This is a genomic window from Arthrobacter sp. Soil_C_60 (assembly GCF_057656375.1).
This window is the reverse complement of record NZ_JBDGKM010000016.1, coordinates 1-12,194: the sequence shown is the minus strand read 5'-3', so window position 1 is coordinate 12,194 and position 12,194 is coordinate 1. Positions and strand designations below refer to the sequence as shown.

Sequence of the window (12,194 nt, the reverse complement as noted above, 5' to 3'; positions counted from 1 at the left end):
GCAACGAGGAGCCTGAATGCCGTCGCATAAGCCAACTGACCCAGCCAGCACCCCCCGCAACCGCAACTTTACCGTGACGGCCACGGTCCTTGGCGTGGCCGTGCTCCTGCTGTTCGTCGGCATCTTTGCCTACCAAGGGGGTAAATCGCAGCAGGCGGCCAGCGCCGGACAGAAAGCCCAGCAGGACAGCGCAGGCGAACTGGACATGTCCCGGCGGATAGCCGACGACCCCACAGCCCTGGGCGCCGTGGACGCCCCGGTGGTCATGGTCGAATACTCGGACTACCGCTGCCCCTTCTGCGGCCTCTTCGCCCGCGACACGCTGCCCGCCCTGGTGGAGAAGTACGTCGACAGCGGAGACCTGCGCATCGAGTGGCGCGACCTGCCGGTCTTCGGGGACGAGTCCATGGAAGCAGCACTGGCGGGGCGTGCCGCGGGGCAGCAGGGCAAATTCTGGGAGTTCAACACGGCCGTCTATGCCGCCGCACCTGAACGCGGGCACGCGGACCTGAACCGGGAGCGCCTGATCGGGTTCGCCGAGCAGGCAGGGGTGCCGGACATGAAGAAATTCGAGGCGGACCTGGACTCGAAGCAACTGCGTGAAGCGGTGGTCAAAGACGCGCAGGAAGCGGCCTCCCTCGGTGCCACCGGAACACCGACATTCCTGGTCAACGACACTCCCTTTGTCGGTGCCCAGCCGCTGGAGGCGTTTGAAAAGGCGATCGACGCCGAGCTGAACGAAGCGGGAAACAAGTAATGGAAATCGGATACGCCGGCGCCTTCCTCGGCGGAGTCCTCACGCTGCTCAGCCCGTGTTCGGCCTTGCTGCTTCCGGCGTTTTTCGCCTATGCCTTTTCCACCAAGACGCGGCTGGTCGCCCGGACGGCGCTGTTCTACGCGGGACTCCTCTCTACCCTGGTGCCGCTGGGGGTCTTCGCCGGTGCGCTCGGATCCCTGGTCACCCAGCACCGCCACGTCCTGGTGGCGGTGGCGGCCACGCTGGTCATCCTGCTCGGGGCGGCGCAGATCCTCGGCCTCCGGCTGCCCGCCGCCATCCGGAACAATGCGCAAGCAGGCTCTTCCGGTCTGTCTGTCTTTGTCCTCGGGACGGTCTACGGCGTCGCCGGGGTCTGCACCGGTCCGATCCTCGGCTCCATCCTGACCGTGGCAGCCGTCGGCAGCAATGCCATGTACGGAGGCATCCTGCTGGCGATTTATGCGCTCGGCATGGCGCTGCCGCTGTTCGCGCTGGCGCTGGTCTGGGACAGGCTGGGAATCAGCGGGCGACGCTGGCTGCGTCCGCGCCCGCTGGCAATCGGCCGCTGGTCCAACTCCTGGATCATGGTCATTTCCGGGATCCTCTCCATCGGCATCGGAGTCCTGTTGCTGTTGACGGACGGAACGGCCGGGCTCGGAGGCGTGCTCAGCGTCGGAGACCAGTTCCGGCTGGAAACCACGGTCAACGGCGCGGCGGCAGGCGTCTCCAATGCGGTCTTCGCCCTGATCGCGGCGGCGGTACTGGCTGTCGCCGTCGTGCTTTATCTCAGGAGCCAGCGGACCCAGCGTGCAAGTGGCGACTTCGCCTCGGTCAGCCCCGCGGCCCGGGACGACGAGGAAGAGCGATGAGGAGCGGCCTCGCGGCACTGAAGGCCGCGCTTGTGCTGTGGCCGCGCCGGCGCTGGCTGGCCGCGCTCGCCGCCGCCGCCGCCACGTATGTAGTGGTGGCCGTCCCGACCGATCTGATCGACACGCCGTTTTTCGTCCGGGAGGTTCCGCCGACCTGGTGGGCCTTCCCGGTCCTGGCCCTCACGGCCGCGCTGGCCGGTTTGGTGGCCGCGACCTACGTGGCACCACTGACAGGGGTGCCACCGGAGCGCGGGCAGCGGTTCGGCCTCACGGGCGCCATCGTCTCGTTCTTCGCCGTCGGCTGCCCGGTCTGCAACAAATTGGTGCTCCTGGCCCTGGGCACCTCCGGCGCCATGCAGTATTTCGAGCCGGTCCAGCCGCTGCTGGCAGTGGTGTCGATCGGACTCCTGAGCTGGGCGTTCTACCGGCGCGCAACGTCCGAAAACCGCTGCGCGGTGCCGCAGAAAACAACGACGGCGGCACTCACCGGCCGCTGAACCTCCGGCGTCGGAACCTATCCCGGACCGCCCTGCTTTTCAGGGACGGCGATGGCATAGACAGTCCGCTCCTTCGTCCGGAACAGGGCGGTGCCATCGGCCAGCATGGACACCGGGAGGACAAAGTCGCCGGTGTCCGGAATGGCGCCGGAGCGCGGGTGGCCGATCTCTACCCGCTGCGCGGTGGGCAAAGTGGTGTCGGGGGAGCAGGCTGTCACACCGAGCAAGGCAACAAGGACAAGGCTTGCAGCGGTTCGCCGTCGTGAATGTCTATACATTTCGATGGCCACGCTACCATGCACAGGGAAGGCTTTTCCCGCCCGCGCATCGCGCCGGCTCAGCACGGACCGAGGAGGAACCATGCCCACAGCGGACAGCCCCATGCAAGATGCCCGCGCCGCATCCAAGGCGGTGGGCCTGCTGGTTCACGGGGCAGGGCAGGGCGCCCAGGACTGGCTGCCGGGGGTGCTGCGCAGCGCAACCAACGCGGCAGACGCGCTGCCGGCGGGGACCGCCATCGAAGTAGTCATCCAAGGCCCCGGGGTGGCCCTGCTATCTGACGGATCCGGGTTCGCAGCCGAAATCACCGCCGCGCTGGACCGGCAAATCCGCGTTCTGGCGTGCGGAAACAGCCTGCGTTCAGCGGCCGTGCCGTCCGACCAGCTGCTGCCCGGCGTCGCCGCAGTTCCGGCCGCCATCGCCCACCTGGCTGGCAGGCAATGGGCAGGCTGGGCCTACGTCCGGCTCTAGGAGCAGCCTAGTTCGCCAGGTACGGGTAGTCGGTGTAGCCGGGGGCGCCGTCGGTGTAGAAAGTCCTCGAGTCCGGATCGTTCAGCGGGAGGTTTTCCTGCCAGCGGCGGACAAGATCCGGATTCGCGATGGCGGGGCGGCCCACCACAACGCCGTCGGCCAGGCCGTCGTCGAGGATGGCCAGTGCTTCTTCGCGGGTGGTAATGACGCCGAAGCCGTTGTTGAGCAGCACCGGACCGCCGAAGCGTGCGCGCAGTTCCTGGACCAGTGAGCCGGCCGGCTCCTTGTGCAGGATGCTCAGGTAGGCCAGGCCCAGCGGGGCCAGCCCGTCCATCAGCGCGGCATAGGTTGCCCGGGTCTCTTCAGCATCCAGCTCCAGGGCGCCCTGGACATTGTGTTCGGGGGAGATGCGGATGCCCACCCGGTCCGCACCGATCTCGGCGGCAACGGCGGCGGCAACCTCGATGACAAACCGTGCGCGGTTCTCCGGCGATCCGCCGTACTGATCGGTGCGCTGGTTCGAGCTCGGGGCGAGGAACTCATGCAGCAGGTAGCCGTTGGCCGAGTGCAGTTCCACTCCGTCCAGATCCGCTTCCACGGCATTCCGCGAAGCCAGCACGAACTCGTCGATGATGCCCGGCAACTCATCGGTGTCCAGTGCGCGGGGAACCGGGAACGGCTTTTTGCCGTCATAGGTGCGGGTTTCGCCGTCGATGGCAATGGCGCTGGGCGCAACAACTTCGTGGCCGCCGGTGGTGGCCTCGTGCGTGACACGGCCGGCGTGCATGACCTGGGCGACGATCCGTCCGCCGTCGTGGTGGACAGCGTCCGCCACAGCCCGCCAACCGTCGATCTGTTCCGGCGTGACCAGGCCCGGCTGGCGCTGGAAGCCCTGTCCCGCGTAGCTGGGGTAGGCGCCCTCGGTGACGATCAGGCCCAAGGACGCGCGCTGCCGGTAGTGCTCGACAACCAGCGGGCCCGGAACGCCGTCCACGCCGGAGCGCATGCGGGTCAGCGGCGCCATGATGAGGCGGTTGGAGAGGTCAAGGGCGCCGACGGACAGCGGGGTAAACAGGCTCACAAAAGTCCTTCTTCTCAGTAATACTTCCGCAGGAGGCAACCGAGCGGGCCGAAAAGTTATTCCGCCCCGGCCGCCTAATCCTCGTAGAAGGTCTTCGCCGGCCCCTGGTCCAACGAGGTTACGATTCCCGCCGCGACCTCGCGCAGCTTGATGTTCCGGGTGCTGGACGCCGTCTTCAGGATTTCGACGGCGGACTCCTGGCTGCACCGGTTCTGCGCCATGATGATGCCCACGGCAACATCGATGTCCGTCCGGGAGACCAGCGCAGCCTTCAGATTGTCTGCGGTTTCGGCAAGGTGGGCGAGGCGGACCGCCAGCATGAGGCCCAATGACGTCTGCCGCACGAACTGCTCGACCAGCTCAACGGACTTCTCGTCGAACCGTCCGGGCCGGTGGGAGTAGAGGTTGAGGGCGGCCTTGGTGTCTTCCTGAAGATGGAACGGAACGGCAAGGATGGATCGCACGCCATGCTGGAGCACCGCCGTCGTATATTGCGGCCACCGCTCTTCCGTCTGGAGATCGGGGACGAGGACGTTGACCTGGTCACGCGAGGCGGTCATGCAGGGGCCGTCGCCAAACGCGTACTGGATCTCGTCCATGGCCTGCGCGTCTTCGCTGCTGCTGGCCACGGTGGCGGACCTCTTGTGCCGGAGCAGGGTGATGCCAGTGAGGACCTCGTCGCCCGGGGTGGAGAGGCTGGAGGAGGACAGGCGCGCCAGCCCGTCGAGGAATTCCCCGACGTCGGTGCTGTTGAGAACCAGCTCCTGAAGGTGCTGGCTCAAGTGGGTATCCGCCTTAGCGGTGGGCTCAGTGCTCAAGAACGTTGGCGCCGTTTCACTCATGCACTGCGCGGGCCCATCCAGCCCGTCGAAGAGCAATCCAAAGCGGCCCGCTGCTGAACCGTACCGAAAAAGTATAGGCCAACGGCAACGCTTCCGGCGGCATGCTGCCCCGTGGCGGGAGTAATGCCGGACACATGCGCTTAGTCGTCGCCGCTCGCGAGCACAGCCCAGGCGAAGGAGCCTAGCTCCAGCCCACCGCCGCGCACCTGAACGTCGCCGCCGTTGGCCAGAACCGCGCGGCTACCAGGCGCATCGATGCTCACGTGACTGCCGGCGAGGTTTAGCGCCACCGTCAGGGAATGCCCGTCGGCCGCCGCTTCATACACAAGGTGTGCGTTGGCCAGGGCCAGAACCCGGGTGCGCGCCCGGTGCAGCCAGGGATGACGACGCCGGACGCCGATCAGCTCCTGGTGCAGCCGGTAAATGTCCGCGCCCAGGCTGCTGAGCTCCGCCGGGCTGTCAGGGAAAGCCGGGCGGACGGCGTCGTCCCCGCCGGCGCGGTCCTCCTTCACGCCGCGGAACGCCTGCTCGTCGCCGGCGTAGATGGAAGGCGTGCCTCCCAGCGTCAGGAAAATAACGACGGCGTGGGGCAGCAGCGCCGTGTTGTCCAGCCGACTCGCAAGCCGGGTGACGTCATGGTTGCCCACGAAGGTCAGGGGCGCGAAGGACTCGAGGAAGCCATTGTGCCGGTCCAACGCGGCGGACAGTTCGTAAAGGTTGACGTCGTTGAGCGAACTCCAGACGGCCTTCCACAGCTCGTACTGGGTCACCGAGTCGAGCCCTCCTTCCGCCACCGCGGCGGCGTAGTCCCCGTGGATGAACTCGCCGACGATGTACGCGTCCGGATAGTCGACGCGGACCGCGTCCAGCACCGGTGCCCAGAACGACGGCGGAACCGCGTACGCCGCATCCAGCCGCCAGCCATCCGCGCCGCGGGCCAGCCAGTACTTCATCACCTCGACGACGAAATCGCGCACCTGCGGTTCCGCGTGGTTCAGGGCGACCAGGTGGTGGTGCCCCTCGAAGTCCTCGTAGTCCGGTTCGGTGCCCGGACTCCATCGCCCCTCAGGCCAGGAGAGCTTGAACCAAGACGACGACGGCGCTGCCGGCCCCTCCCGGAGAACCTGCTGGAACCGGCCAAAGCTGCGGCCCACATGGTTGAAGACACCGTCCAACAGGACCCGCAGCCCGCGTGAATGGGCCGCGGCAATGAAGTCCTCGAAGTCGGCTTCGTCGCCGAGGCGCGGATCGATGCGGAAGTAGTCGGTGGTGTCGTAACCATGGGTTTCGGCGGCAAAAACCGGTCCGAGCGCAATTCCGGAAGCGCCCAGCTCCACCACATAGTCCAGCCACGCGGTCAGCCGCGGCAGCCGGTGCTGAACCCGGCTGCCGGTCGCGGGAGCGTCCCGTTCCGCCCCGACGAATCCCAACGGGTAGACCTGCCACCATATGACGTTTTCGACCCAAGCCGGCCCGGCCATTGAATGCCTCTTTCCGCTGAAGGATGCTACTGCCGGTATTGTGTCAGCAATTGGACACAAAGACTCCCAAAAGTTCTTCCCACACGGTAGTTTCAGGAGTACGATCGTAGGTCCCGCGAGGAGAATTATGGCTCAATCCGTCATAAGGCCGACGGCATGATCCGGCTCCGGCAGCTGGCGCAAGCCGCGTCCGTTCTGACAACCCCATTGGCGCCCGAAGATATTCTGTCCCTGTTCAACCCGGTATTCTCGGCCCGCCAGCTGCGCGGCGTAGTGACCCGGGTCGTACCGGAGACAGCCGGGTCAGCCACCATTTATTTCCGCCCCGGCCCCGGCTGGCAAGCCCACCAGGCTGGCCAATGGGCGCGTATCGGCGTCGAACTGGACGGCGTGCGCCACTGGCGGTCCTATTCGCTGAGCACTGCCGCCGGCGAGGACCCGGCCATCACCGTGACCGACATCGGGGCGGTCTCCGGTGCCTTGGTGCGCAAGGTCAAACCCGGCGATGTGCTGTTCCTGGCCGCGCCGCAGGGTGACTTTGTCCTGCCGGAACAGCCCCGGCCGCTGCTGATGCTCACCGCCGGCAGCGGCATCACTCCGGTCATGTCCATGATCCGCACGTTGGTGCCGGCCCGTCCGGACGCAGACGTGGTGCTCATCCACTCCGTCCGGACCCCGGAGGACAGCATCTTCGGGGAGGAACTGCATGAGCTGGCCGACCAGTTCCCGCGCCTGCACGTCCTCCACTGGTTCACCGGGGAACACGGCCGGTTCGATTTCAGCTCGCCCGCGGAGCTGGACCGGCTCTGCCCGGACTGGCGGGAACGCGCCGCCTACGCCTGCGGCCCCGAAGGCTTCCTCGATGAGGCCGAAGCGCTCTGGGCGCGCGAAGCGGCTGTCTCCAAAACCGGCGTTCCTGCGGTTACCGGCGCCCTGACCATTGAACGCTTCAGTACCGGCCTTGCCGGCGGCGAAGGGCACGACGGCGGTCTGGTCACTTTCGAGGCGTCCGACCGCGAAATCGAGGCGGACGGAAATACCCCGCTGCTCGACGTCGGCGAAGAGGCCGGTATCCTGATGCCCAGTGGCTGCCGGATGGGGATCTGCCAAAGCTGCCTCGCACCACTACGCGCCGGGCAAGTCCGCGACCTGCGCACCGGGGAAGTCCTCGGCGAACCAGGCCAACTCATCCAGACATGCATTACGGCAGCCGCCGGACCCGTCAACCTGGATCTCTAAGGAGGAAAATTATGGAAAGCGTCTCCACTACGGCCACAGTCCGCAGAACCGGTGCGCTCGCCGCATCAGGGCATCCACTGGTCCGCCCGCCGGCGGCCGCCCATCTCTCCGATGAGCAAGTTGCCGAACTCGGACGCGAGCTGGACGCCATCCGCGACGAAGTCATCGCCGAGCGCGGTGCCTCGGATGCCGCCTACATCCGGCGGGTGATCAAGGTCCAGCGCGGACTCGAGATCGCCGGCCGCGCCGCACTCCTTGCCGGGCGCAACAAGACCGCGTGGGTCACCGGCACCACCCTCCTGAGCTTCGCGAAGATCCTGGAGAACATGGAGATCGGCCACAACGTGCTCCACGGCCAGTGGGACTGGATGCGCGATCCGGACATCCACTCCACTACCTGGGAATGGGACTTCGTCACCCCGGCCCGATCCTGGCAGCACACCCACAACGACCTGCACCACCGCTGGACCAACGTCATCGGCAAGGACAAGGACGTCGGTTACAACCTGCTGCGCATGTCCCCGGACCAGCCATGGCGGCCCTTCAACCTGGGCAACCCCCTGTGGAACGCGATCCTGGCGCCCGTGTTCGAATGGGGGATCGCCATCTACGACCTGGAACTGGTGGATTACCGCGAAGGCACGAAGTCCAAGGCCGCTCTCGTCAGGGACCTCAAGGCCATGGGCCGCAAGGCCCTGCGCCAGTTCACCAAGGACTACGCCGCAACGCCGATCGTGGCCATGGTTACCGGCTCCGGCAAGCAGGCGCTCTGGGGAACCCTGGCCGCCAACGCCGTCCGCAACGTCTGGGCGCATGCGGTCATCTTTTGCGGCCACTTTCCGGACGGTGCGGATACCTTTACCGAGGAAATGGTCGACGGCGAAACCCGCGGCGACTGGTACGTGCGCCAGATGATCGGTTCGGCGAACATCTCCGGTTCCAGGTTCATGCATTTGATGACCGGAAACCTGTCCCACCAGATCGAACATCACCTGTTCCCCGATCTGCCCTCCAACCGCTACATTGAAGTGGCCCCGAAAGTACGCGACATCTGCCGCCGCTACGGATTGCCCTACAACTCCGGCCCCCTGTTCAAGCAGGTCGGGTCCTCTTGGGCGAAGGTCTTCAAGTACGCGCTCCCGGACAAGGCTGCGCCGGCTTCCTGACATAAGCTTCCTGACATCGGCTCCGCGTTTTCCTGACATTCCTCTCCACTTCTTGACTTTCCTTCCCAGCAAGATCAGTGTTTGTGCAGCGCTAGAAAAGCCGCAGCGTATAAACCTGCAGCAATGGGTTGCGCTGGGGAAGTGCGGAGCGTCATGGAATCCACCGGTAGGGGGCCAGACACGGAGTTGGGCAGGCAGGCCGGCGGAGCCATCCGCCGGGTGACCGGAGGGTTGTTCATCATCAGCGCCCTGACATTCGCCGGGGCGGCCACAGTCCTATCGGCGACGTTCGAATGGCCGGATATCCTGCGCGAGCCGGCCGCCGTAGTTCTGCCTGCGTTCTCCGCCGGTGGCCAAGGGTTGGTCTGGACCTGGTTTGCGACCGCCTGGACGTACGGCATTCTTGCCGTTCCGATTCTGCTGCTGCCTTCCGCCCTGGGCCGGCGCGAGGACCCGGTGATGCAAGCGGCAACCTATTTTGGCGCCACATCCGTGGTGCTGTCACTGATCGGATTTCTGCGCTGGGTCTTCGTCGTTCCGCAGCTGGCCGAAGCCTACGTCGGGGGCGACGCCGCCGCCAGGACCGCGGTGGACGCAGCCTGGACTGCCCAGCACCAGTTCGGCGGGGCGCTGCTCGGCGAGCACCTGGGCCAGCTGCTGGTCATCGCCTGGACCGTCGCACTCAGCTCAGTGATCCTGCGCAGCCGTGTTCTGCCGCGCTGGCTCGGCGCCGCAGGCCTTGTTACGAGTGTCCTTTATCTGCTCAACCAGGGCGACATCCTGGCCACCGCCGTGCCCGGTTTCCCTATCTGGGATCTCGCAGGGCTGATCGGGAGCTCAACATGGGGACTGTGGGTTGCCGCCCTCGGCGCCGTCCTCCTGCTCAAACGAACGACGCCGCCGGCTCCAATCCCACAGTAAGCACGACCGCAATCAGCCGGTGTGCCGCCCTGTGAGCTTGTCGCGGAGCCGGTCGACCATGCCCACGCCGGGGCCGACGGTCTTGTGGAACAGCTCGGAGTGCGGCGCATGCGGATGCGGTCGGGTCGGTGCCAGTTTCTTGGCGTTCTGCACCTTTTCGCCCAGATCGACGAGTTTCTCGGCTGGGATGTGGGCGCGTAGCTGGGGGAATTGCTCGGACTCCTCGTCCTTCGCGTGGTGACGCAACTTCGCCTCCAGCTCGCGGATGAGTTCCATGAATTCCGGATCAGCGGCGTCGACGTCTTCAACCTGCTTCATCAGGCGGACTATCTCGTCGTGCTCCTTCTTGTCGTGCTCGACCTCTTTGGCGCCGTTCGGCACGTGTTCTTCTACCGCCGGGTAGACGAACATCTCTTCGGCGACGGCGTGACGCATCACCTCTGCGATCACGGTGTCGGCCAGATCCCGGCGCTGGCTGGGATCGGCTGTGCGCTCGATCCGTCCGATCAGCGCGACCATCTCCTGATGGTCGGTCGTGAGAATATCGACGACATCCGTGCTTGTTCCACCACTACTGGACTCGGTCATGAGACGTCCCTCCTTTGGGTCGTTGCTCCCGTACGTTCGGCAGGAACCGCCAACGTACCACCGCCTAACGGCAAGATCCATGGCCTGCCCGGAGTTTGGAGGATTGCCGGCGTTCTCTTGCCAAAGTGAGCACACCCGGCAACCATCAGCATGCTGAGCAGTAGGCTGAGTTCCATGCAGAAGCCCCTGGTCCACGAAAAGACTCCGCTCAAAGTCGTCATGGTCGCCATCGTTGCGGCGCTCGGCGGCTTCCTGTTCGGCTTCGATAGCGCCGTGATCAACGGTGCCGTCGACGCGGTGCAGCAGCAGTTCGGACTGGGCAGTGTACTGCTCGGTTTTACTGTCTCCTGCGCACTGCTCGGCGCAATGATCGGTGCCTGGCTCTCGGGCCCGCTGGCTGATCGCCAGGGGCGGGTCCGGGCGATGCTGGTGGCTTCCGTCCTCTTTACGATCTCGGCCGTCGGTTCCGGCCTCGCCTTCGGCGTGACCGACCTGATCATCTGGCGCTTCATCGGCGGCATCGGCGTCGGCATGGCCTCGGTTCTTGCCCCGGCCTATATTGCAGAGGTCTCGCCCGCGCACAGCCGCGGTCGCCTCGGTTCGCTGCAGCAGTTGGCCATCGTGCTCGGTATTTTTGTGGCATTGCTGACGGATGCGTTCCTGGCCGCAGTGGCCGGCGGGGCGGGGGAGCCGATGTGGTTCGGGCTGGAGGCCTGGCGCTGGATGTTCCTAGCCGAAACCGTACCCGCCGTGCTGTACGGGCTGCTGGCCCTGCAGGTACCAGAGTCGCCTCGGTATTTGGTGGCTAAAGACGAACTGGTTGGCGCCGCCAAGGTGCTGCGCGACGTCGTTGGTCTTAACGGCAAGCAGGCGGTGCAGGACAAGATCCAGGCCATCCGCGAAACGATCCACAGTGAGGAACGGCAGGGACTCAAAGACCTGATGGGCGGCAAGGGCTGGCTGCTGCCGATCGTGTGGGTCGGCATCTTCCTGTCTGTCTTCCAGCAGTTCGTTGGCATCAATGTGATCTTCTACTACTCCACGAGCCTGTGGAGGTCCGTGGGCTTCAACGAGTCCGACTCCTTCAGCATTACAGTCATTACCTCGGTGACCAACATCATGGTGACCGTGGTGGCCATCATGCTGGTGGACAAGGTGGGGCGCAAGCCGCTGCTGGTGGCCGGCTCGATCGGCATGTTGCTCTCGCTTGGCGTGATGGCGCTGTGTTTCAGCCAGGCCATCGGGACCGGCGAAGACGTCACCCTGCCGCAGCCGTGGGGCGTGGTGGCGCTGATCGCGGCCAACCTGTTTGTGGTCTCTTTCGGCGCCACCTGGGGTCCGGTGGTTTGGGTCTTGCTGGGGGAGATGTTCCCCAACAGGATCCGTGCCGTGGCGCTCTCCGTCGCCGCGGCCGCTCAGTGGCTGGCCAACTTCGCGATCACTACAACCTTCCCGTTCCTCGCAGATGTAGACCTGACTCTGGCCTACGGACTGTATGCGTTCTTCGCGCTGTTGTCCCTGGTGTTCGTCTGGAAGTTCGTGCCTGAAACCAAGGGCAAGGAACTCGAGGCCATGTAGCCGTGCCCGGTACTTCACCAGGGTTGTTTATTCGGCTGAAGCGGCCAGTGATCGAATGGCCGGTTCCAGTCTTCATGACCGCCCTGCAACGGCTTGTCGGCCTGTACGGCCTTCTTGGCGCCTTCGGATACGGCGGGTATTTGGGCCGATTCGAGCGGCGTAGCACTATACGGTGATTGGGAATGAGCCGATGTCGTGGCGCTGTCAGCCGCGATGAGTGGCAGCAATGTTTCTACCTGTTGGCCAGGGGCCCGGGCATTGGTATCAGTGAGAGTTCTGCCGGTTGTGGTGGGGGTTCCGGGTCGGTCCCGTTCTTAACGCGCGGGGTCTGGGCCGGGGCGCGGGGCGGGGGTGTGCCGGCGAGTCGGTATCGGTTGCGGCGGGGTTTTTGGTCTGGGTCGATGTAGCGGGGCGGGATGAACCAG

13 protein-coding genes are annotated in these 12,194 nt (G+C 65.6%); 8 read left to right on the top strand and 5 right to left on the bottom strand.

The genetic code is table 11. The features are described 5' to 3' along the window. Positions 1-16: 16 nt before the first annotated feature. From AC3A4M_RS21440 to AC3A4M_RS21430, 3 genes are read left to right on the top strand one after another with little or no spacing between them, the layout of a single operon-like run. The gene (locus AC3A4M_RS21440) at positions 17-757 is read left to right on the top strand and encodes a DsbA family protein (protein WP_498738481.1); all 741 of its coding nucleotides are present in this window, start codon (positions 17-19) and stop codon (positions 755-757) included. Beyond that, positions 757-1,626: a cytochrome c biogenesis CcdA family protein gene (locus AC3A4M_RS21435; protein WP_498738479.1), complete on the top strand. Its 870-nt coding sequence runs from the start codon at positions 757-759 to the stop codon at positions 1,624-1,626. Before AC3A4M_RS21440 ends, AC3A4M_RS21435 begins: the two co-directional genes overlap by 1 nt. Continuing rightward, the gene (locus tag AC3A4M_RS21430) at positions 1,623-2,123 is read left to right on the top strand and encodes a hypothetical protein (RefSeq protein ID WP_498738478.1); all 501 of its coding nucleotides are present in this window, start codon (positions 1,623-1,625) and stop codon (positions 2,121-2,123) included. Before AC3A4M_RS21435 ends, AC3A4M_RS21430 begins: the two co-directional genes overlap by 4 nt. 17 nt (positions 2,124-2,140) lie before the next feature. Here the strand turns inward: AC3A4M_RS21430 and AC3A4M_RS21425 are convergent, their stop codons facing one another. After that, a complete protein-coding gene (locus AC3A4M_RS21425; protein ID WP_498738476.1) occupies positions 2,141-2,341 on the bottom strand; it encodes a hypothetical protein in 201 nt (66 codons plus the stop codon). Positions 2,342-2,483: 142 nt separating this feature from the next. Between AC3A4M_RS21425 and AC3A4M_RS21420 the strand changes: the two genes are divergently transcribed. Beyond that, positions 2,484-2,873 (top strand): DsrE family protein, encoded by a 390-nt coding sequence (locus AC3A4M_RS21420; protein ID WP_498738475.1) that lies wholly within the window; start codon positions 2,484-2,486, stop codon positions 2,871-2,873. A gap of 7 nt (positions 2,874-2,880) precedes the next feature. Here the strand turns inward: AC3A4M_RS21420 and AC3A4M_RS21415 are convergent, their stop codons facing one another. The 3 genes from AC3A4M_RS21415 to AC3A4M_RS21405 form a co-directional block, all read right to left on the bottom strand. Continuing rightward, positions 2,881-3,954 carry an alkene reductase gene (locus AC3A4M_RS21415; protein ID WP_498738473.1) on the bottom strand — a complete coding sequence of 358 codons (1,074 nt, stop codon included), beginning with the start codon at positions 3,952-3,954 and terminating at the stop codon, positions 2,881-2,883. A 74-nt stretch (positions 3,955-4,028) separates the two neighbouring features. Further along, complete coding sequence (locus tag AC3A4M_RS21410; protein WP_498738471.1) at positions 4,029-4,736, bottom strand: GAF and ANTAR domain-containing protein; 708 nt, start codon at positions 4,734-4,736, stop codon at positions 4,029-4,031. 200 nt (positions 4,737-4,936) lie between these two features. Continuing rightward, on the bottom strand, positions 4,937-6,277 hold the full coding sequence (locus AC3A4M_RS21405) for an alpha-amylase family glycosyl hydrolase (RefSeq protein ID WP_498738469.1): 1,341 nt from the start codon (positions 6,275-6,277) through the stop codon (positions 4,937-4,939). Between the two features lie 156 nt (positions 6,278-6,433). Here AC3A4M_RS21405 and AC3A4M_RS21400 point away from each other — a divergent pair, with 156 nt between their 5' ends. The 3 genes from AC3A4M_RS21400 to AC3A4M_RS21390 all read left to right on the top strand — a co-directional run bounded on the left by AC3A4M_RS21400 (position 6,434) and on the right by AC3A4M_RS21390 (position 9,603). Further along, positions 6,434-7,516, top strand: coding sequence for a ferredoxin reductase (locus AC3A4M_RS21400; RefSeq protein ID WP_498738467.1), 1,083 nt, complete (start codon positions 6,434-6,436; stop codon positions 7,514-7,516). Between the two features lie 11 nt (positions 7,517-7,527). Beyond that, positions 7,528-8,682 carry a fatty acid desaturase family protein gene (locus AC3A4M_RS21395; protein WP_498738465.1) on the top strand — a complete coding sequence of 385 codons (1,155 nt, stop codon included), beginning with the start codon at positions 7,528-7,530 and terminating at the stop codon, positions 8,680-8,682. 153 nt (positions 8,683-8,835) lie between these two features. Next, positions 8,836-9,603 (top strand): DUF4386 domain-containing protein, encoded by a 768-nt coding sequence (locus AC3A4M_RS21390; RefSeq protein ID WP_498738463.1) that lies wholly within the window; start codon positions 8,836-8,838, stop codon positions 9,601-9,603. A 12-nt stretch (positions 9,604-9,615) separates the two neighbouring features. Here the strand turns inward: AC3A4M_RS21390 and AC3A4M_RS21385 are convergent, their stop codons facing one another. Then, positions 9,616-10,191 carry a hemerythrin domain-containing protein gene (locus AC3A4M_RS21385; RefSeq protein WP_498738462.1) on the bottom strand — a complete coding sequence of 192 codons (576 nt, stop codon included), beginning with the start codon at positions 10,189-10,191 and terminating at the stop codon, positions 9,616-9,618. 174 nt (positions 10,192-10,365) lie between these two features. On the opposite strand from AC3A4M_RS21385, the gene AC3A4M_RS21380 reads away from it, so the two are divergent. After that, entirely contained in the window at positions 10,366-11,769 is a 1,404-nt protein-coding gene (locus AC3A4M_RS21380) for a sugar porter family MFS transporter (RefSeq protein ID WP_498738461.1), read from the top strand. Positions 11,770-12,194: the final 425 nt, after the last annotated feature.